We start from the raw sequence: 20,808 nt of genomic DNA, 5'->3' as shown, positions 1-20,808 counted from the left end.
GGGTATGGTGGTGCACCGCGCGGTCCGGGAGGACACCGATATATACTCCCTGGACAACGGCGGCGGCCGGCCCGCGGTCGCCGGGCCGCCCCGTGGGGGCGGGCGCGCGCCCGCCCACTGCACGGCACTCGGCAAGGCCATGCTCGCCTGGCTGACACCGGACCAGATCGAATACGAGTACGCCGAGGGCGTCCCGGCCCGCACGCACAGCAGCATCAACACCAGGGACCGGCTGCACCAGGAACTCAGCCGCGTCCGCGACCGGCACGGTCTCGCCTACGAGCGGGGTGAGTGTTTCGGCGGCGTCGGCTGCGTGGGGGTCGCCCTGCGGGGCGCCTCCGGGCCCCTCGGCGCGCTCTCCGTGGTCGGCGAGGCCGACGCGCCGCTCGAACGGTTCGCGCCTCTCGCGCTCGCCGCCGCCCGCGGCATCGTGGACGAACTCGGTCGCCTGCCCCGGATGCCGTCCGCGGTCCTGCCGGCCCGTCGCACCCGGACCGGCCCGCAGTCCGCCCTGCGCGCCTCGAACGGGCGGTCCGTCACCACGATGGGGTAGCCGTTCCGGCCTTGGGCGCGAGGCCGGCCGGCCGGTTCTCCTGCCGCCGTACCGGGAGGACCGGCGCCCGCCCCTCTGTCCGTACCGCTGCCGGTCCGCAGAGGAACATCGGCCCGGCGCGGTCCCGCTGGCCGGGATGTGTGTGCCATGGCTCACCGGGTGCCTGGTTAGCGTCCTTGACGACAGCGATCCCGACGCCGGAGGTGGCGAGGACCATGACCGAGGTGACGAACCGGGCACCCGGCTACGCCGAGACCTTGCGTGAACTCCCCACGGACGAAGGGGCCTTGCGCTACCACGAGGTCGGGGACGGCCCGCCCCTGCTGTTGCTCCACGGCTCCGGCCCCGGGGTGACCGGCTGGCGCAACTACCGGGGCAACCTGGCCGCGTTCGCCGGCCACTTCCGCTGCCTGGTCCTGGAGTTCCCGGGATTCGGGGTGAGCGATCCGACCGACGAGCACCCGATGGTGGCCGCGCCGAAGGCGGTGTCGCGCTTCCTCGACGGACTCGGTCTGGACCGGGTCGACGTGGTGGGCAACTCCATGGGCGGGATCGTCGCGGTGAACCTGGCCATCGTCCGGCCCGGCCTGTTCCGGCGCATCGTGACCGTCGGCGGCATCGGCCGTAACCTGTTCAGCCCCGCCCCCGGCGAGGGCATCAACCTGCTGGTGGACTTCACCGAGAACCCGACCCGGGAAGCCCTGGTGCGCTGGATGCACTCGATGGTGTACGACCCGGCCGTCGTCACCGACGAGATGGTGGAGGAGCGCTGGACGCAGGCCACCGACCCGGACACCCTCGCGGCGGCCCGGCGGATGTACGGACGCAAGGCGATCGCGGCGGGTTTCGCGGCGGCGGAGGCGAGCGACCGGCCGCCGTACTGGGCCATGCTGCACAAGGTCACCGCCCCCACCCTGGTCACCTGGGGCCGCGACGACCGGGTCAGCCCGCTGGACATGGCCCTTTTGCCCATGCGTACCATGCCGAGCGCGGAGCTGCACGTCCTGCCCCGGTGCGGTCACTGGGTGATGATCGAGCAGCAGGCCGCCTGGGAGAGCGCCGTACTCGCCTTCCTCACCAGGCCCGGCGACGAGACCTGAGACCACCGTCCACATCCGGACGCCGGCGCGGCGGCCTCTATCCTGGAACGGCCGAGGGCCTGAGCCCGGAGAACCGACAGACAGGGAGACCGGTGCCACGAGTCGCCGAGGTACGCAAGAGCGCGGCCGCACCCTCGTCCGATCGTCAGAACGAGCGCTGGGACCGCATGCTGGCCGCCGCCGCCGAGCTCGGGGCCCACACCGCGTACGAGCAGGTGCAGATGCAGGAGGTCGCCCGCGCCGCCGACGTGGCGCTCGGCACCCTGTACCGCTACTTCCCGTCCAAGGCACGGCTGTTCACCGCGGTGTTCAACGCCCGGATCGCGCGCTTCGTCGCCGAGGAGTGGCCCACCGATGACGGGGGCGGCTTCCAGGAGGTGGGCGAGCGGCTCGCGGCCCTCACCCGCCGCCTCGTCGAACAGCCGCTGCTGTGCGGGTCGATGGTCCGGGCGACCACCGTCGACTACTGCGACCCGTCGGAGCCGCAGGCGCCGATGGCCGAGGCCCACATCTACCGCGCCACCCTGCGCACGCTCGGCGTGGAGGACCCCGGCCCCGAGCTGGAGACCGCCGTCCGCATGCTGGTGTACGGCTGGTGGGGCGTCCTCGTGTCCTGCCTCAGCGGACGGACGAGCCCGGACGAGGCACGACAGCAGATCGAGCTGGCGGCGCGGCGGCTCCTTGCGGGCGAGGCACCGGGGGAGGAGACGCCGGCGCGGTGAACACCCGCCGGCGCCCGGCCGACCCTGCTCAGTCCGCCACCACCGCCTGCCGCGCCCGCCCGGCCGCGTGCTCCACCGCGAGATGCGCGAACACCATGGCGGGGCCGATCGTGGCCCCCGCGCCCGCGTAGTCGTTGCCCATCACCGATGCGGACACGTTGCCCGAGGCGTACAGCCCCTCCACCGCGCCGCCGTCCGCGCGCAGTACCCGCCCCGCCGCGTCGGTGACCAGACCGCCCTTGGTGCCCAGGTCACCGGCCTCGATCCGGACGGCGTAGTAGGGCCCGGCGTCGATGGTGTCGAGCACCGGGTTGGGCAGCGTCGGGTCGCCGTAGTAGTGGTCGTACGCGCTGTCGCCCCGGCCGAAGTCGCGGTCCTTGCCCAGTCGGGCGAAGGTGTTAAAACGCTCCACGGTCTGCCGCAGCGCGTCCCCGGGCACCCCGATCGCCTCGGCCAGCGCGGACAGGCTCTCCGCCTTGGCGGCCAGACCGGTGCGGTACCACTCCGCCGGGAAGTCCTTGCCGGGCAGCACACCCGCGAACTGGTAACGGCGGCGGGCCTTCGCGTCGAAGATCTCGTACGCCGGGATGTGGCCGCCGTCGAGCTGGGCGTGCACGAAGTTCACGTACGGCGCCGACTCGTTGGCGAACCGGCGGCCCTCGGAGTTCACGATGACCATCGGCGGGATGCAGCGCTCGGAGACCAGCGGGAAGACACCCCCCTCCGGCAGGGCCACGCCCGGCATCCACCACGCGTCGTCCATCAGGTCGGTGGCGGCGCCCACCTGTGCGCCGAGACGATGGCCGTCGCCGGTGTTGCCGGGCGCACCCATGCTGTGGTCTGGGCGGCCCGGCTCCGGCAGGTGTGCCTTGCGCATCTCCATGTCATGGTCGAAGCCGCCGGTGGCCAGCAGCACGCCGTGCCGGGCGCGCACACGCACCTCGCCGCTCTCCCGTCCGACCACGGCACCGGTCACCCGTCCGTCCTCCACGACGAGACGGGTCACCGGTGCCCGCAGCCACAGCGGGATGCCGAGGTCCTTCATGGTCAGGCGCAGCCGGGCGATCAGCGCCGCGCCGAGCGTCTTCATCCTGCGTCGGCGGAACAGGTTGGACACCACACGCCAGCCGGCCACCGGGAGCATCCGCCAGGACCGCCAGTCGCGCTGGACCATCATCAGCACCCGGGCCTCATATCCCGTGAGCCACAGGCCCATCGGGGTGGGCACGTCCAGGCCCTTGAGATGCCGTTCGTCCTCGCCGAGCAGCCGTCCGTCGATCGGGCGGGGCTCGATCGTGCGGCCCAGCGGCCGGCCGCCCGGCTCCTCCGGGTGGTAGTCCGAATAGCCGGGACACCAGCTGAACTCCATGTGGCGGCTGACGCGGTGCAACATCTCCAGGACCTCGGGCCCGCGCTGCGCGTAGACGTCGAGCCGGTCCGCCGGGACCCGGTCGCCGACCACCGCCTGGAGGTAGCGGCGCACCTCGGCGCGTGAGTCGCCCCGGCCCGCCGCCCGCAGTGTCGGGTTGTCGGGAATCCATACACCGCCACCGGAGAGCGCGGTCGAACCGCCGAACACGTCGGCCTTCTCCACCACGAGGGCCGTCAGTCCTGCGTCGTGCGCGGCGATGGAGCCGACCATGCCGGCCGCGCCGCTGCCGACCACGAGGAGGTCGACCTCCTCGTCCCACGCGCCGTCGTCGCGCTGTGCGGTGTCCCCGTCGACGGAGGGACGAGGCTCGGGAGCTGGGGGAGTCGTGGCCATGTGGGACCTCCGTGCTGGTGTCGAACTGGTGCGGCCCGATCCTCGGAGGTGGAGCCCGCCCGGACCAGACCAGGTCCCGTTCAACGGAACCGCCCGGGAGGCGACGGGCCTCCCGGGCGGTGGGTGGTGCGCGGTGGGCGGGAACCGGCGTCAGGCGCCGAAGTCCCAGCTGTGCCCCCAGTAGCTGTCCGCGGTGATCTCCTCGGCGGTGTAGGAGTCCTCGTCGACGAGCAGGCCCTCGCAGCCGATCTCCAGGTCCCAGCCCCCGGGCGTGCGCACGTAGAAGGAGACCATCTTGTCGTTGGTGTGCCGGCCCAGCGTGGACGACACGTGGTAGCCGGCCTTCAGGACCCGGTCCAGGGCCCGCCCGACCTCGTCGAGGGTCTCGCACTCGACCATGATGTGCACCAGCGCCGGCGCCTTCAGCTCCGGTGAGGGGAGCAGGGCGAGACTGTGGTGGCGGGCGTTGACCCCGAGGAAGCGCAGCCGGACCGGCCCGTACTCAGGCGGCGCGGGAAGCCGGAAGGCGCCGCGCGGCAGGAAGCCCAGTGTCTCCGTGTAGAAGCGGTAGGCGCCGTCCAGATCGCCCACCGGCACCACGACATGGCCCGCGCCCAGCTTGCCGGTGACGAAGCGGTTGCCGTACGGCGTGGCGAGCGGGCTGTGGTCCAGGGCCGGCCCGTGGAAGATCTCCACGGGTGTCCCGCCGGGCGCCTCGAAGGCGACGGCCGCCTCCACCCGGCGCAGGTCGCACTCCTGCTGCGACAGCGGCTTCGCGGCGATGCCCGCGGCCTCCACGGCCGCCTGGACCCGGCCCAGCGCGAGGTGGTCGCGGACCTCCCAGCCCACCGCCTCCACCCGGTCCTCGGCACCGGGCAGGACCACGATCCGGCCGCCGCGTTCGTCCGCACGGAGGTACAGCGCGTCGGCCTCCGGACCGCTTCCCTCGGCGAACCCCGCCGTCTCGAAGGCGAAGGCCCGCCACGGTGCCATGTCGGCGGTCCGGACCCGGACGTAGCCAAGCGAGCTGATGTCGCCCATGAAGTTCCTCTCTCTCCAGTCGACTTGACGTCTCTTCGTGGTGCGCCTCGGTGCGAGGCGGGTGATCAGATCAGCGCGCGCAGCGCCCCCTCCGGCTCGACGCCCAGCGAGGTGAGCGCGGCGGAGTGGTAGATCGCCCCGGGGGTGTGGATGGCGTGCTGGAGACCGACGTGCGCGTCGCGCCAGAAGCGCTGCATGACGTTGTGCCGACGCACCGCGTTCCCGCCGGAGCGGGCGAAGATCTCGTCGACCGCGGCGACCGCGCGCCAGGCACACCGGATCTGGTTGCGCCGTACGACCGCCCGGTCCTCGAAGGCGATCGGCTGCCCGGACTCGGCCTGGTCGTACAACCGGCTGATGCCGTCCAGGAGTTGGGTGCGGGACGCGCCGATCTCGGCGGCCGCCTCCGCGATCGCGGACAGCACGTACGGGTCGTCCTTGATCTTCGTGCCCATCGCCGTGACACGGTCGCGCTGGTAGTCGAGATGCGCGGCGAGCGCGCCCTCGGCGATGCCCACCACCGCCGCCGTGATGCCCAGCGGGAACATCGCCCAGAACGGCAGCTGGTACAGCGTCTCGGAACGGCCCGTCCGGTCCGCCGCCGTCGGGCCCTCCGCGACGTCCGCCATCTCGATGGTCCGGTAGTCGGGCACGAAGGCGCCGTCCACGACGACGTCCTTGCTGCCCGTGCCGCACAGGCCGATCACGTCCCAGGAGTCCGGCACGATCGTGTAGTCGGAGCGGGGCAGGACCACGTGCAGCATCTTCACCGGTTGCTGCGGCTTGCCGTCGGGGCCCCCGACCAGCGCGCCCAGGAACACCCAGTCGCAGTGGTCGGTCCCGGAGGAGAAGTTCCAGTGGCCCCTCAGCGTGTACCCGCCGTCGACGGGTGTGGCGATGCCCTGGGCCGCGTACGGCGAGGCGATCCAGGTGTCCGGGTCCTCGCCCCACACCTCCGTCTGCAGCCGGCGGTCCATCACGGCCATCTCCCACGGGTGCACACCGCCGACGCCGCACACCCAGCCGGTCGACCCGCAGTGCCGGGCCACCGCCATGACCGCCTCGGCGAAGTCCCCCGGATGAGCGGCGTAGCCGCCGAAGTCGGTCGGCTGCAACAGCCGCATCACGCCCGCCTGCCGGACGAGTTTGACGCTCTCGTCCGAGAGCCGTCCCAGGTTCTCCGTCTCCTCGGCCGTCGCCGCCAGCAGCGTCGCGGCCTCCTCGACCCGGTGGACCACCTCGTGCGCCATCCCAACCTCCCGATCCTCGCCGCGAACCGGTCCGCGGGTACGCCTCCCCGCGGCGCCGTCGCCCGGTCGGCCCGACGCTAGGCCCGGGCGGGAGGGGCCCCCGCATGCGTCTCCCGCTGAACGGGACCGCCGTATGCGGGAGGCGGCCGTTCCCTTCCTGGCGCTGCCAGGGGGCTCGCACCACGAGTGTCGCCCGGGAGTGCCCACGCATCCCGGTCAGCGGGAGCGGGCCTTTGGGGGCGCGGGCCCGGTTCGCACGATGACGAGCCAGGGTGACGCCGCACAGCCGACCGGGTGTGCGCCGCCGCCGCGCCGAGAGGCGTCGCCGCGCACATCATGGAGGACCGATGACAACAGCCGAGTCGGGCGAGCAGGTCCGCGTCATCGAGGTGGGAGCGCCCCCCGTCCGGTACGCGCGGGGCTGGCACTGCCTGGGCCTCGCCGACACCTTCCGGGACGGCGGGCCGCACGCGGTCCAGGCCTTCGGCACCAAGCTCGTGGTCTTCGCCGACAGCGGTGGCCAGTTGCGCGTCCTCAACGGCTACTGCCCGCACATGGGCGGCGATCTGACCCAGGGCGAGGTCAAGGGCGACGAGATTGCCTGCCCCTTCCACGACTGGCGCTGGTCCGGCAACGGCCGCTGCGCGAGCATCCCGTACTCCAAACGCGTCCCGGTACGTGCCCGCACCAAGTCTTGGCCGGTCCTGGAGCAGAACAAACAGCTCTTCGTGTACCACGACCCGCAGGGCAACCCGCCGCCGCCCGAGCTGGACATCCCGCGCGTCGACGGGGCCTTCTCCGACGAGTGGTCGGACTGGACCTGGAACTCGATCCTGATCGAGGGCTCCAACTGCCGTGAGATCGTGGACAACGTGGTCGACATGGCCCACTTCTTCTACGTGCACTACTCCTTCCCCGTGTACTTCAAGAACGTGTTCGAGGGCCACCTCGCCACCCAGTACATGAACTCCACCGCCCGCGACGACGTCAACCTCGGCACCACCTACTCCAAGGCGGAGGGCGAGCAGAAGCGCGTCAGCCGCTCCGAGGCGACGTACTTCGGACCGTCGTACATGATCGACTGGCTGTACGGTTCCAACGGACTCATCGAGACCGAGACCGTCCTCATCAACTGCCACTACCCGGTGAGCCCGACCAGCTTCGTGCTGCAGTGGGGCTGCATCGTCAAGAAGACGCCGGGCCAGCCCGACGAGGTGGCGCAGCAGATCGCCGAGGCGACCGCGAAGGGCGTCGAGGCCGGCTTCCTTCAGGACGTCGCCATCTGGCGGAACAAGACCCGGATCGACAACCCGCTGCTGTGCGAGGAGGACGGCCCGGTCTACCAACTCAGGCGCTGGTACGAGCAGTTCTACGTCGACGTGGAGGACGTCACCCCGGAGATGACGAACCGTTTCGAGTTCGAACTCGACACCGAGCGCGCCGTGGAGTTCTGGACCGGCCAGGTCGAGGAGAACCTCAAGCGCCAGGGCGGCGTTCCGCTCCGGCCCGCGTGAGCGCCGACACGCGGGTCCCGCTGGCGGACCCGGTGCGGACCTCCCAGGTGCAGGCCCTGTCCTGCGAACGCTGCGCCACCACCGTGCTGGTGCGCAAGAGCAGTCTGGCGCAGACCTCCGTGCAGTGGCCCGACGGAGCCGGGGGCTGTGCCGAGTTCGCCGAGGTGCGCGCCGGGGACGGACCGCCGCGCACCGCGGTGATCCCCACCTGCACGCGGCTTCGGGCGACGATCGAGGAGGCGGTACGGGCGGGCCGGCTGACGGTGGTCGACGGGTGACCGCTCCGATCCGCACCCTGCGCGTCACCGAGGTGACCCCGGAGACGGACGACGCGGTGTCCGTCACCTTCGAGGCCTCGGACGGCGACGAACTCCGTCACCAGCCAGGCCAGTTCCTCACGCTGCGCATACCGGCGCCGGACGGCTGGGTGGCCCGTTGCTACTCGCTGTCCAGCGCCCCCGGCGACGCCCGGCCGACCGTCACGGTCAAACGGGTGCCCGGCGGTATCGCCTCGAACTGGATCTGCGACCGGCTCCGTCCCGGCGACACCGTCGACGCCCTCGCCCCCGCAGGCCGGTTCACTCCCGCGGTGGACCAGCGCGACCTGCTGCTCTTCGCGGCGGGCAGCGGCATCACTCCGGTGATGTCGATCCTGCGGGCCAGGGCCCGCGAAGGCGGTACGGCCGTGCTGGTGTACGCCAACCGCGACGAGCGGTCGGTGATCTTCGCGGACGGACTGCGCCGCCTGACCGAGGCGCACCCGGACCGGATCCGGGTCGTCCACTGGCTGGAGACGCTCCACGGCCTGCCCGACCCCGCCCGGCTCGCCGCTCTCGCGCAGCCCTGGGCGGGCGCCGACGCGGCCCTGCTGTGCGGGCCGGCACCCTACATGCGAGCGGCGGCCGAGGCGCTGGAGCGGCTGGGGACGCCCCGGTCCAGAGTGCTCACCGAGGAGTACCGCTCCCTCGCCGCCGACCCGTTCGCGGCCCTGGCCGCCGCCGGGCCCGAGATGCCTGCCCCAGACGAGGCGGGCGCCGCCACCCTCACCGTCCGGCTCGACGGCGAGCGGCGGACCCTGCCGTGGCCCGCCCGGACGACCCTGCTCGACCTCCTGCGCGCCCGCGACCTCGACGCCCCGTTCTCCTGCCGGGAGGGCGCGTGCAGCGCCTGCGCCTGCCGGGTCGTCGCGGGAGAAGTGAAGATGCTGCGCAACACCGTGCTGGAGGAGGAAGACCTCGCCGAAGGCTACGTCCTGGCCTGCCAAGCGGTACCGCTCTCCGACCACGTCGAGGTCGTCTACGACTGAGCCCCACCGCTCACCACTCACCGAAGGAGTTTCGATGCGCCCGAGCGTGAACGCGGGGACGTTCCGAACCGCCCTGGGCCAGTTCGCCACCGGCGTCACCGTGATCACCGGACTGGACGGCGACGAACCGGTCGGTCTGGCCTGCCAGGCGTTCTCCTCGCTGTCCCTCGACCCGCCGCTGGTGCTGTTTTGCCCCGGGCACACCTCGACCAGCTGGCCGCGCATCCGCGCCTCCGGCCGCTTCGGGGTCAACGTCCTGGCCGAGGACCAGCGCGCGGTCTGCGAGGCGTTCGGCAGCACGAGCGGCCCCAAGTTCGACGCGGTCGGCTCCCGGCGCACCCCCGGCGGGACCGTCGTGCTGGACGGTGTCCTGGCCTGGCTCGGCTGCACGATCGAGACCGTGTACGACGGCGGTGACCACGACATCGTCGTGGGCCGGGTGCTGGAACTGAGCGTGGAACGGCAGGACGGACCGCTGCTCTACTTCCGGGGCGGCCACGACCTGCCGGACGCGGCGCTGGCGCCGAGCGGGCGGTGACCTGGCGGCGCGCCACGCGCCGATCTCGTGGCGGGCCGGAGAGACCGGATGGATCAGGGTGTTCCGCGCAAGCCGCCCCGGTGCGTACCCGGTCACGGAGGTCCCGGACCACGGGGGAGCACGAGAACCCGCGGGACACGCGCACCAGCCAGCCTGCCTCGTCCTCGACGGTCGAGAGGCGGGCCGGCTGGTGCCGGAGGGCGCCGGCCCCGGACTCGGTCGTACGAGCGTCGGGCCTGCCCGTTCTCCGGGGCGGCGGCGAGTCCTGCCGCCTCCAGGACGGCCTGGCGGTCGACGGCCGCGGGGCCGACGCGGCCCTACCCGTCCGTGACCCGGGCGGGCGACACCGGGTGCAGGTAGGGCCGTGGCGCCGGTCTTCCGTCCCGGATCTCGCGATCCTGCGGCCAGAGGGCGAACTCCGGTGCGCCGGGCGGGCTCACCGGGCGTCGACCAGTTTCCACACCTGCGTGGCGGAGTCGGACGGAGCAGCCTGCACCACCGCCGCTCCGGCCTCGGTGGATCCCTGCCGGACATCGAGGTTGAGGCCGGAGGAGCGGGCGGTCAGGGTGTAGCCCTCCCCGGAGGGGAGCACGAGCCACTGCTGGTTGGCGCCGCCGGTGGGGGTCCACAGTTCGAGCTGGGTGTCCGGGGTACCGGTGTTGTTCGGGATGTCGACGGCCCTCGCGCTGCTGACGCCGGTCAGGGTGTAGTAGCCGCCGTCCGCCGTCGCGGTGAACGTCCAACGCTGGCCGGAGCCGCCCGCGTCGGACGCCGACTGAACGAGCGGGGTGCCGTTGGAGGTACCGGAGCCCGCCGTGTCCAGGACGAGGCCGCTGTGCGCGTTGACCAGCCGGTACGGGCCCTTCAGTCCCTGAACGCCCGGCGTGGTGAACAGGGAGCGCAGCAGCGCCGTGTCGGCGGGGGCCGTCGGGGAGAAGGCATCGCTCGCCGCGTAGTCGAGGAGAGAGCGCAGGAGCTGGGCGGCCACAGGGCGTCCCGTGGGGTCGGTGGTCAGGTCGAGGGTGGACACGAGCAGCCTGCCCGGACCGACCTCGAACTCGTAGACCGCGCCGAGCTTGTGGTTCTCCGGCGCGTGGTGGACGACCTGCACGACGGGACGGTACGTGGCGGGTGCGGCGTCCAGGCGGGAGACCCGCGCGCCGGTCGTGGCCGAGAGCAGCTCCCACCAGTGCCAGTCCGCGAAACCCTCGGTGGGGAAGTGCGCGAGCGCGGGGTGACCGGGGTCGCACAGGATGCCCATGGACTTCGGCGAACCGGTGAACATCAGCGTGTTCCAGAACGGCGTGGTGGAGCTGACCGGATCCGAGCCTGCCGGGGTGAGCTTCCCCGCCGCCAGGAACAGCACCCGCCGGCCTGCCGCCAGGGCGGTGAGGGTGGACGCCAGGTCGCTGGTGACCGTCACGTTCTCGGCGGGGTCGGCGCTGACGGTGTCGGGCAGGACCCAGATGTTCCAGTCGTTGGCGTACTCCGTGCCGGGCAGCTCCACCTCGATGCGGTAGCGCCGGGGCACGTCCAGCCGGTCGAGGGGAAGGCTGATCGGTCCGGCGTCGCGCAGGCCTCCTTGCTGATACGTCGACCTGGGGAGCCGCCCCTTCGCCACGGTACGGCCCTCGTCGTCCAGAACGGTCCACCGGGGCGTCGCGGTGACGTCACCGCGTCCGTAGTTGGCCACTTGGACAGTGCCGGAAAGGGTCTGGGAACTGCGCCACACCAGCGAGTCGAGCCGCAGCAACGGCACCACGGGCCCGCAGAAACGCCTGAACTCCCGCGCGCTCACGATTCCCTTGGACTGCCAGAAGACGTTGAGGAGCCCTATCAGGGCCGTGCCCTGACCGGGGTAGTCGTGCAGGTCCAGCAGCTGGAAACCGCCGAACCCCGGGGAGCGCAGCGCCCGTTCGACCTCCTCCTTGTACAGACGCAGGGAGAGCCGACCGGAGGCCCTGACGAAGGCGTCCGCCAGGTCGAGCATGCCGTGGCCGTCAAGGGACCTGCGGTAGGCCTCCAGGTTCCGGGGCCGCAGCACCCCCTTGTACCGGTCGATCTCCCGGTAGTCGGGGTACACGCTCCACTGGCCGACCTCGTGCGAGAGCACCGGAATGCCGATGCCGGCCAGTGTCGCCGCGTAGTCGCGGGAGGTATCGGGCTTCTCGGAGTCGACCGTGGACTCCAGACGCCGCCCCATGCGTACCCCGTCGACCTTGGCGGAGTGCGCCACCATGTACTGGTCCTCGGGGTCGGGCAGATAGGCGCCCATCGCCTCGGGGTTGCTCGACACGGTGTATAGATGCCGGGGGTCCGTCTGCCGGGCGTGCGCCACCCACTTGGTCAGCACCGTACGGGACTTGCCGCTGAGTTCGTTGCCCATGCTGAGTAGACAGAACGACGGGTGGTTGCCGTAGGCGGCGAGGATCCTGTCGAGTTCGGCAGCGACGAAGTCGCTGCGGTCGGGGTCGGCGTCGGGGCTGACGTCCTCGAACGCGGCGGGCAGCTCGACGTGGATGAGCACGCCGGCCTCGTCGGCAGCGGTGAAGGCCGCGTCCGGCGGGCACCAGGAGTGGCAGCGGTAGTGGTTGAGGCCGTGGTCGGTGATGACCTTGAAGACTCCGCGCCAGGAGTCGACGTCCATGGGGGCGTAGCCGGTCAGCGGGAACGCGCCGCCGTCGTGGGTGCCGCGCAGCTGGATGGTCCGGCCGTTGAGGCTGAACTGGGTCGAGTCCGCCCGCAGTTCGCGCAGGCCGAACGGGACGTCTACCGTGTCCGGTGCCCCGGAGGCGGTCAGCGTCGCCCGCAGCCGGTGCACGGCGGGCGTGAACTCGTCCCAGAACCGGATCTCGCCGTGCAGCGGCACGGTCGTGGCGACCTCGGACGCGCCGGGCGCCGCGGTGACCCGCACCCGACGGCCGCGTACGGGTGTGTCGGCCGAGCCGGCACCGAGCGTGAGCACGGCGGAGGCTGGAGCCGTGCCGGTGTTCGCGACGGCGGTGACCACCTTCAGGCTGCGGGTGGCGGCGTCCGGATACACCTGGACGTCGGTGATGCGGACCCTCTCCCGGGCGCGCAGCTCGATCCGCCCGACCACGCCGTTCCAGATGGTCTGGGTGTCGTCGCCGTAGGCGTGCGCACTGACCGTCGTGACAGCGGAGTGGTGGATGTCGGAGTTGTCGATCCTGAGGGTCAGACGGTGCGTTCCCGGGGTGAGCGCGCCGAGCTGGTGGAGGTGGGGTGTGCTCAGCGAGTCCTGGGTGCCGGCATGGGTGCTGTCGACCCACACCTGGCTCTGCCAGAGGCAGCGCTCCAGGAACAGCTCGACGTCGAGCCCGGCCCAGCTGTCGGGCACCTCAACGGTGTGCTGGTACCAGGCGGCGCCGGTGTACACGGACGGCCTGCTGAGTCTGAACAGCGGTTCGTCGCGGATGGCGGGGTCGATGTCCGAGGGGACCGAGGCCCACTGCGGGCCGGGCGTGTCACCGAGCCCCGCCTGGTCGGTGTCGCCCGGCAGGTGGATTCGGGTCGCCTTGGGCAGGTCGTCGGCGAACCATGCCTGGGCCACGCCCTGGTCGCCGGGGTCGAGGGCGATGGACCAGGTGCCGGCGGCGGGCACCACGGCTTCGGTGCCGACACCGCTCGCTGCACGGGTTCCGGTCGTGGCTGCGGCCGTACTCGGTATCGCGGCCAGCGCAGCGGTGCTCAGGGCGCCCAGGCCGAGGCCGAGCAAGAGACGGCGGCTGGGTTCGTGGGACTGGTCCTGGGGATGGCGGCTCGTCATGCTGGGACTCCAGTCAGGGGAGGCGCGTGGCATCGCGGGAGGAGAGGGGGAGTCAAGCTGGTGTGAGGCGGGGAGGGGCCGGAGAGGACTCCGGTGGAGGAGAGGTGCGCGGAGGGAGGGGCGGAGGCGAGACGGACCGCGTCGGCCGTCCACCGAGGGGCGGCACCCCACATGCGGTTGCCCCGCCGGCCCACCGCGTGCACCGGGCGTGCCTGACGCGCACCCGGTGCATGGGCCGTTCCGTCAGCCGCCCACGGCGATGGCGAAGACGTGCAGCTCCGCGCCCCGCACCACCGGTGTGGGACCCACCGCGGGCAGCTGGACCTGCGCGACGGTCTTGCCCGCGGCCAGGGGCACGCCGCTGTAGTAGACGTAGGAAGGCGTGTCGGCCTTCGTGTCGCCCTGCCGGTTCTGGTAGGCGGGGACGAGTGGCGCGTCCTGGCCTGTGGCCGGTGTGGCCTGCCAGTCGTTGCCGGCGAGTGTGTAGCTCTGGGTGGTGCCGTCGGTGTAGACGATCGTCCCGGTTCCCGACAGGGGGCCCCAGGTGGGCACATACAGGAAGCCCAGTTTCGTACCGCTGCCGGAGACCTTGACGAACTGGCCGGTGGCCAGGGCGTTGTCGGGCCTGCCGGCCCCGGTCGTCGGCCAGGTGAAGGTGACGCCGTCGTGCCGGTACGTGCCGCCGCTGGTGACTCCCGCGGTGGCCAGGGCCTGGGCTGACATGCTGGCCCCGCCGCCGTCGATGTCGCCGGACGCGGTGTTCGTGTCGTCGGTGACGCCGACGTTGTCGAAGGAGGCGGCGAGCGAGTCGTAGTGCTTGGCCGGGTCGAGGCCGATCTGCCGGCCGCCCAGGTGCTTCGCGGCGGAACTCACCGTGCCGGTCACCTTCTGGTACGGCAGCCCGGTGGTCGGGACGGCCGTGCGCTGCACCAGGTAGGTGTGCCCCGCCCTGGCGGGGAGGGCGATGGTGGCGGACGTACCTGCTTGCACGACGGTGCGTCCGGTGCGGCCGTCGACCACGGCGACGGACTGACCGGGCCACGGGCTGCGGATGGACATCCGGTGGTCGAGGCCGGACTCGATGCCGACGGTCACGGGCGTCCCGTCCTCGACCTGGACATGCACCCTGGTCCTGTCCCGTACGTACACCGTGCCGGCGGCATCCCAGCCCGAGGGCCACGCGGGCGCGATCCTCAGGATGCCGTCGTAGTCGGTGGCGAGGGCCTCGCCGAGCGCGGTCGACACGACGCCGGAGTGCTCGATGAAGGGGCCCAGGGTCGTCGGTCCGAGCCAGGAGCCCAGGCCGGAGACGAAGGGCTGGTACTTGGCGATACCTGCCAGCAGGGCGGTCCTCACCTCGTCGGAGAGGCCGAGCCGGGCCGCCTGGATGGGGTCGTCCGTCCAGTCCAGGGCGTTCACGTTGGGCCGGTTCCGGTAGGTCCGGACCGCCAGCTCCGTGAGGGCACCGGAGTCGTCACCGATGACGTTGTAGGGCCAGACCGGTTCGAGTCCGGTGTTCTCGTTGTTGTGGTACGGGGCCGTCGGCTCGTACGAGGTGCCGATCACGGTGTCGGGCGAGGCGTCGTCGGCCGCGGTGAGCAGCTTGCTGTGGGTGGCCGCGTCAGTGCGGGCGAAGTCGGGCAGGTGGCCGACGGCCGCCCTGAGCTGCCGGGCCAAGTCGGTGTCCCGGTGCAGGAGTTCCGCCGCTCGGGCGGCGACCGGGAACAGCGACTTCATGGCGGCGATCGTTGTGGTGGGGTCCTTGACGTTCCACTGGTTCTCGTGGGCGTTGCTGACGGTGTGCAGCAGCCCGTCGGCGCCCTGGGTGGGGAAGGCGAGCAGGAACCGGGCGCTGCCGCTGATCAGCGGGTAGTACGTGCGCAGGAACGCGAGGTCGTGTGTGGCCCGGTACTGCTGCCAGATCCACAGCGAGATCTCCGCGCCGCTGGTGATCGTCTGGCCGTTCCAGGTCGGGTGGTCGTTCTGGCAGCTCGCGTCGTTGTCGGGCGTGCCGTCGTTCTGGTAGCCGTTGCCGTTGAAGCGCATCGTCTCCGGGACGCACAGGCCGGGCAGGCCGCCCTCGTGCGCCCGGGTCCACGCCTCGATGTTCGGCAGGTTGGACAGGTAGAGGTTGAAGACAGGCAGGTTCAGGGCGAAGTCACCGCTGCTGATGTTGGACGCCACCTGCTGGCGCAGGTTCCAGAACCAGTAGGCCGCCGGATAGAAGGGCTGCTTGTCGCCGAGGAAGTTGAACAGGTTGGCCGCGCCGGACGTGGAGCCGGGCAGGTTGCCGCTGGTCCTCGTCTCCGCCCGGTTCGCGTAGAGGAACATGGTGCGGATGTTCTCCACGTACGCCGCGCTGCCGTCGGAGGACGTCATCCTGATCAGTCCGGTGTGCTCCCAGAAGTCGTGCCAGGAGCCGCTGGTGCGGGCCAGGAGCGGGCGGGAGGGCAGCCTCGCGGTGTCGCCGATCGCCTTCGCCGCGGACTTCGCGGGGTCGCCCCCGGCCCACCGGGGTGCTGCGGTGACCACCCGGAACGAGCCGTCGGCGGCGGGACGGAAGTCGACCTGTACCGTCGTCGGCCCGGCCACGCGCGCCGTCACGTCACGTCCGGCGGCGGTCAAGCCGGCCAGCGTGCCGAAGGTCGAGCCGGAACCCGTCCTGGGGACGTCGTCCAACCAGGTCGAGGACAGCGTCGCCGTGGCGCCGGAGACCTGGGCGTTCGCCGTGCGGCCCGAGGGCAGGGTGATCCGGGCGCTCTGGGCGGACGCGGGGTCCGCCCCGGTGACGTCGACGACGAGCGCGTCGGTGGCGCTGTCGACCCAGGCCTTCGCGGTCATCCCGCCGCCGGTCTCGTACAGGACGCCGTCGTAGAGGTCGAGATGACCGGCGAAGTCGGGAGCGGCGGTCAGGCGGCCGAGCCCGGGGATGCTGACGATGCCGGGTGTCAGGCGCTTCGGGAGCGTGTCCGCGCGGTTGAGCTGTGCGGTGAAGCCGTCCGCGGCCCAGGTGGCCGCGCCCAGACTGCCGTTGCCCAGGGGCAGTGACTGGGTCGGATCGGCGTTGGGGCGGCCGAGGTTGACGTCGGACTCCCGCACGACGCTCGCGGAGTCCAGCGCGAACCCGCCGTCGCGCCAGGCCGTGGTCGGCCCGTCGGCGGCGCCGACCGGGGCGGCGCCCGCGGTCCCGACGGGCGACAGACTCGCGATCAGGACTCCCGCGGCGGCCGCGCTCGCGAGCAGCCGTGGTCTGTGTCTCTTCACTGGTACTCCCATGGGTGGGTGGCCGCCCGGCCGTGCGGGGGCCGGGCGGAGCGGTCCGCACTTCGGTTCGCTCTGGTGAAGGAGAGGGTGTTGACGGGCCGCGGACTCGCCGACGCGGTTACGGCCGGGGCGCGTTGGCGGCGCAGGCGCGCAGCGGATGTGAAGCTGACCTGTCACAAGTCAGTAACATAGGATGTATTTATAGGCGAGGTCGCCACCGCTGTCCAGGGTCTGTGTCAACTGGCGGTGTTTTTGCTGTTCCTTGGTCGATCCGTGCCCTGCCCTGACGGTGAATAGATGGGATCTATCATGAGGATGCGCTTCGCGGGCGACTCCCGGGTGATCCCGGGCGCACTCGTCGACCATGCTCCACGCGGGCGCGTGCTGCTGTTTCCCAGAAGATCGACAACTGTTTAACCAGGGAAGATTCTTTGACTCCGCTGTGGACGACAAGATCGTCTGTGGGACGTCCCCGGACGGCCCAACCCCCCACCCCCAGCGGAGACTTGCATGCACAACAGAAGAACGGGCCCAGCCGGCAGGCGACTTGCCCTCACCGGTACGGTCCTGCTCGGCGTTCTCGCCCTCGGCGTCGCCCCCACGGCGGCCGCCCCCACCACACCGAGCACGGCCACCGCCGCCGCCGGCGGCGCGCAGCGTGTCATCGTGCTGCTGCGCGACCAGCACCCGGAGTTGTCACCCAGGACGAATACCGCGCGGCGCGACCGGGCGGTGTCCGGCGACCAACGACCGGTCCTGTCCCTGCTCAAGGCCAACGGCGCCACCCATGTCACCCGGATGAGCCTGCTCAACGCCGTCGCCGCGAGCGTGATGCCCTCGGCGATATCCCGTATACGCGACGACAGCCAGGTGGCCGCCGTCGTACCCGACCTCCCGATACGCCCGCCCCGGCTGCACGGCGCAACGGGCACTGGTGCCGTCCGGGGCGCCGGGTCCCCGACCGGCACGACCGCCGCCTGCCCCAAGGACCCCGCCCACCCCGTCGTCGAGCCCGAGGGGCTCTCGCTCACGAGGACCGACGCCGCCCAGAGGCTGGCCACCGGCAAGGGGGTGAAGGTCGCCTTCATGGCCGACGGGATCGACGTCGACAATCCGGAGTTCGTCCGCCCCGACGGCAGCCATGTGATCACCGACTACCAGGACTTCGTCGGCCCCGGCACGAGCGAGACGACCGACGCCGAGGAGGCCTTCGGCGACGCCAGCGCCCTCGCCGCGCAGGGCAGCCGTACGTACGACATGGCAGCACAACTGCCCTATGCCACCCAGGTGCCCAAGGGCTGCACCTTCCGCATCCGCGGCTTCGCGCCGGACGCGGAACTGATGGATCTGAAGGTGTTCGGCCGACAGACGGCGGCCTACACCTCGGGGTTCGTCCAGGCCGTCCAGTACGCAGTCGAGCACCACGCCGACGTGATCAGCCAGTCCTTCGGGGCCATCCACTACCCGGACCCCGACAACGATCCCATCCGGCTCGCCGACCGGGCCGCCGTCGCCGCCGGGACCACCGTCGTGGTCTCCACCGGGGACTCCGGGGTCTCCGGCACCGTCGGCTCCCCGGCCAGCGACCCGCAGGTGATCGGCGTCGGCGCCTCCACCGCCACCCGCCTGATGGCCGGCGGGTACGGATACGGCGGCTGGACCAGCGACAACATCGCCGCCCTCTCCTCCGGCGGCACCACGCCCGGCAACAGGGTGCTCGACATGGTGGCGCCCGGCGCCTACGACATGGCCGCCTGCACGCCCGGCCCGCAGTGGACGGGCTGCTCGCTGCCGACCCAGATCTTCGGCGGCACCAGCCAGTCGGCGCCCTTCGTGGCGGGCGCGGCGGCCGACGTCATCCAGGCCTATGAGAGCACCCACCACGGGGCGCACCCCGCTCCGGGTCTGGTCAAGCGTCTTCTGACCGGCACGGCCACCGACCTCGGGGTGCCCGCCGACGAGCAGGGCGCCGGGTTGCTGAACACCGACGCCGCCGTCCGGGCGGCCCGTGCCACCGGCATCCCCGGCGGGCAGGCGGACAGCACGTCTCTCGTCGCCTCGGACACCCAACTGGACCTCACGGGCCGTCCCGGCTCCGCCCGGCACACCACCGTCGCACTGACCAACACCGCCGACCGGCCCCAGCGGGTCACCATGACCTCCCGCACCCTCGGCCCGGCGACGTTCACCTCCGAACACACCGTGACCGTCGGCGCACCGCTCGGCGACACCGCCCAGGGCAGGCTCGCCGTCAGGCCGTTGACCGTCCGGGTCCCCAGGGGGACACCCCTCCTACAAGTGACCACGGCCTGGCCCGGCAAGGAGAAGTCGGGCTATCTCATCCCGGTCGTGTTCGACCCCGAGGGCCGGCTGGTGCAGGTCGGCTACGACTACGGTGGCGGCGGGCGCAGCAACCACCAGTACGTCGACGTGCGCGACCCGGTTCCCGGCACCTGGACCGTCAAGGTGATCTGGAGCTTCGGCATGGACGGCCTGCAGTGGGCGAACAACGCCCCCGGCAGCTACCGCGGCCCCCTGCACATCCGGATCACCGGGCGCCGCTGGACCTCGGCCGGTGTGCCCACGCAGACCCGGACCGTCCCGGCGGGCGGTACGGCCCGCTTCCCCGTGACCGTGGCGTTCCCGCGGGCGGCGGGCGACGCGCCGTTCTCCCTGCAGTTCGCCTCGGACCGGGCAACGCGCCTGTCGCTTCCGGTGGCCCGGCGAACGCTGATCCCGGTCGACCCTGCACCGGGGCACAGCACCGCCTTCACCACCCGGATCAACGGCGGCGTCGGCCGCGAGGTCGGCCAGACCAGCGGCTACTACCTCGACGTACCGGCGGGCAGACCCGACCTAACGGTCGACCTCACCGCGCAGGACGCCGGCACCGAACTCGACTACTACCTGATCAGCCCTCAGCAGCAGATCCTCGCCCGCGACATCGACCGGACGGGCCCCAAGGGGACCACCCCCACGAGGTACGCGAGCCTGACGGTGGACCAGCCCGCCGCGGGACGCTGGACGCTGATCGTCGCCGTACCCGGCGCCGTGAGTGGGAAGGAGATCAGCCAGCGGGTCACCGGAAGGGTCCGTCTCAACGCCGTGCGGGCCACGGCCGAGGGGCTGCCGGACAGCCCGGCCCGTGTCATCGGGCGGGGGAGCAGCCTCAAGGTCACGGTGCGGGTGCCCAACCCCGGACCGGCGGGCCGGTACTACTTCCTGGACCCGAGGCTGACGGATTCCGCCGAGATCGTCCTGCCGGAGGTCGACGGCGCGACCACCTTCCCGCTGAACGCCGACACCTACCCGTCCTGGTGGGTCCCCACCCACACCACGGCCCTGACGGCCACGGTCACCGCCGACACCCCCGTGGACGCGTCGATCCTGCCCTGGACAGGCTCGCCCGAGATCCTCGGCACACCGGTCCCCGACGGTTCGGTGGTGGCCACGAGCGCCGCCGACCAGCTCACCGCGGGCATCTGGAACGTGGGCGTCTCCTCTCCCGGCCCGTTCACCGACACCCCCGCGCCGGCGGACACCGCCCGTGTGACCGTGACCGCCACAACCCAGCCCTTCGACCCCGCAGCACAGGCGTCGACCGGCCGGTTCTGGGACTACGGCACCGAGGACCGGTCGATCCACGTCGACGCTGGAAGTTCGGGCACGATGACCCTGACGCTCACCCCGACGGCAGCCTCGGGCACGGTCGTCCACGGGATCCTGTACGTGGACACCGTCTCCGCCTCGGGTGTGGCGAACGGTTCCGAGATCACAGGGATCCCGTACACCTACACGGTCGGCTGACACAGTCGAAAGGCCGGCCGCGGTGCGGCCGGCCTTACGACAACGGGGGTGGGGCGGGCCCGTACGGACCAGCTTCGCCCGTCTCCCGTCAAGCCCTTGGGCGGGGGGCCACCAGTGGCGCCCCCCCCAAGGGCTCTTTTGAACGGGCCGGGCACGCCCCC

13 protein-coding genes are annotated in these 20,808 nt (G+C 72.0%); 8 read left to right on the top strand and 5 right to left on the bottom strand.

All coding sequences use genetic code 11. The annotated features are described in order from the left end of the window. The 3 genes from ABZ880_RS53330 to ABZ880_RS53320 form a co-directional block, all read left to right on the top strand. Positions 1-553: IclR family transcriptional regulator C-terminal domain-containing protein (locus ABZ880_RS53330; protein WP_361279009.1), on the top strand; the 553-nt coding region annotated here is incomplete at its 5' end. 215 nt (positions 554-768) lie between these two features. Continuing rightward, positions 769-1,653, top strand: a complete 885-nt coding sequence (locus ABZ880_RS53325) for an alpha/beta fold hydrolase (protein WP_361279007.1) — start codon at positions 769-771, stop codon at positions 1,651-1,653. Between the two features lie 92 nt (positions 1,654-1,745). Next, entirely contained in the window at positions 1,746-2,375 is a 630-nt protein-coding gene (locus ABZ880_RS53320; protein ID WP_361279005.1) for a TetR/AcrR family transcriptional regulator, read from the top strand. Positions 2,376-2,403: 28 nt separating this feature from the next. On the opposite strand, the gene ABZ880_RS53315 is transcribed toward ABZ880_RS53320, so the two are convergent. The 3 genes from ABZ880_RS53315 to ABZ880_RS53305 all read right to left on the bottom strand — a co-directional run bounded on the left by ABZ880_RS53315 (position 2,404) and on the right by ABZ880_RS53305 (position 6,431). Further along, a complete protein-coding gene (locus ABZ880_RS53315) occupies positions 2,404-4,140 on the bottom strand; it encodes an FAD-binding protein (protein ID WP_361279003.1) in 1,737 nt (578 codons plus the stop codon). A 150-nt stretch (positions 4,141-4,290) separates the two neighbouring features. Beyond that, positions 4,291-5,181, bottom strand: a complete 891-nt coding sequence (locus ABZ880_RS53310; protein WP_361279000.1) for a VOC family protein — start codon at positions 5,179-5,181, stop codon at positions 4,291-4,293. Positions 5,182-5,246: 65 nt separating this feature from the next. Then, positions 5,247-6,431, bottom strand: a complete 1,185-nt coding sequence (locus ABZ880_RS53305) for an acyl-CoA dehydrogenase family protein (RefSeq protein ID WP_361278998.1) — start codon at positions 6,429-6,431, stop codon at positions 5,247-5,249. A gap of 347 nt (positions 6,432-6,778) precedes the next feature. Here ABZ880_RS53305 and ABZ880_RS53300 point away from each other — a divergent pair, with 347 nt between their 5' ends. From ABZ880_RS53300 to ABZ880_RS53285, 4 genes are read left to right on the top strand one after another with little or no spacing between them, the layout of a single operon-like run. After that, positions 6,779-7,945 carry a Rieske 2Fe-2S domain-containing protein gene (locus ABZ880_RS53300; protein WP_361278996.1) on the top strand — a complete coding sequence of 389 codons (1,167 nt, stop codon included), beginning with the start codon at positions 6,779-6,781 and terminating at the stop codon, positions 7,943-7,945. Beyond that, the gene (locus tag ABZ880_RS53295) at positions 7,942-8,223 is read left to right on the top strand and encodes a hypothetical protein (protein ID WP_361278994.1); all 282 of its coding nucleotides are present in this window, start codon (positions 7,942-7,944) and stop codon (positions 8,221-8,223) included. The genes ABZ880_RS53300 and ABZ880_RS53295 overlap by 4 nt, the downstream gene beginning before the upstream one ends. Beyond that, positions 8,220-9,251 carry a ferredoxin--NADP reductase gene (locus ABZ880_RS53290; protein ID WP_361278992.1) on the top strand — a complete coding sequence of 344 codons (1,032 nt, stop codon included), beginning with the start codon at positions 8,220-8,222 and terminating at the stop codon, positions 9,249-9,251. Before ABZ880_RS53295 ends, ABZ880_RS53290 begins: the two co-directional genes overlap by 4 nt. Positions 9,252-9,285: 34 nt before the next feature. Next, positions 9,286-9,789, top strand: coding sequence for a flavin reductase family protein (locus ABZ880_RS53285; RefSeq protein ID WP_361278990.1), 504 nt, complete (start codon positions 9,286-9,288; stop codon positions 9,787-9,789). Between the two features lie 436 nt (positions 9,790-10,225). On the opposite strand, the gene ABZ880_RS53280 is transcribed toward ABZ880_RS53285, so the two are convergent. Both ABZ880_RS53280 and ABZ880_RS53275 read right to left on the bottom strand, forming a co-directional pair. Beyond that, entirely contained in the window at positions 10,226-13,576 is a 3,351-nt protein-coding gene (locus ABZ880_RS53280) for an RICIN domain-containing protein (RefSeq protein WP_361278988.1), read from the bottom strand. Positions 13,577-13,819: 243 nt separating this feature from the next. Continuing rightward, on the bottom strand, positions 13,820-16,840 hold the full coding sequence (locus ABZ880_RS53275) for a hypothetical protein (protein WP_361278986.1): 3,021 nt from the start codon (positions 16,838-16,840) through the stop codon (positions 13,820-13,822). Positions 16,841-17,350: 510 nt separating this feature from the next. Here ABZ880_RS53275 and ABZ880_RS53270 point away from each other — a divergent pair. Then, complete coding sequence (locus ABZ880_RS53270) at positions 17,351-20,647, top strand: S8 family serine peptidase (protein WP_361278984.1); 3,297 nt, start codon at positions 17,351-17,353, stop codon at positions 20,645-20,647. Positions 20,648-20,808 lie beyond the last annotated feature (161 nt).

Source organism: Streptomyces sp. NPDC047043, from assembly GCF_040644055.1.
Lineage (GTDB): Bacteria > Actinomycetota > Actinomycetes > Streptomycetales > Streptomycetaceae > Streptomyces.
The sequence above is the reverse complement of the archived record's forward strand: the minus strand, read 5'-3'. Positions and strand labels throughout refer to the sequence as shown.

Coding starts and splice junctions, on each gene's coding strand:
- ABZ880_RS53310 (WP_361279000.1), bottom strand. CDS start 5,181: ATGGGCGACATCAGCTCGCTTGGCTACGTCCGGGTCCGGACCGCCGAC.
- ABZ880_RS53270 (WP_361278984.1), top strand. CDS start 17,351: ATGCACAACAGAAGAACGGGCCCAGCCGGCAGGCGACTTGCCCTCACC.
- ABZ880_RS53280 (WP_361278988.1), bottom strand. CDS start 13,576: ATGACGAGCCGCCATCCCCAGGACCAGTCCCACGAACCCAGCCGCCGT.
- ABZ880_RS53325 (WP_361279007.1), top strand. CDS start 769: ATGACCGAGGTGACGAACCGGGCACCCGGCTACGCCGAGACCTTGCGT.
- ABZ880_RS53315 (WP_361279003.1), bottom strand. CDS start 4,140: ATGGCCACGACTCCCCCAGCTCCCGAGCCTCGTCCCTCCGTCGACGGG.
- ABZ880_RS53300 (WP_361278996.1), top strand. CDS start 6,779: ATGACAACAGCCGAGTCGGGCGAGCAGGTCCGCGTCATCGAGGTGGGA.
- ABZ880_RS53285 (WP_361278990.1), top strand. CDS start 9,286: ATGCGCCCGAGCGTGAACGCGGGGACGTTCCGAACCGCCCTGGGCCAG.
- ABZ880_RS53305 (WP_361278998.1), bottom strand. CDS start 6,431: ATGGCGCACGAGGTGGTCCACCGGGTCGAGGAGGCCGCGACGCTGCTG.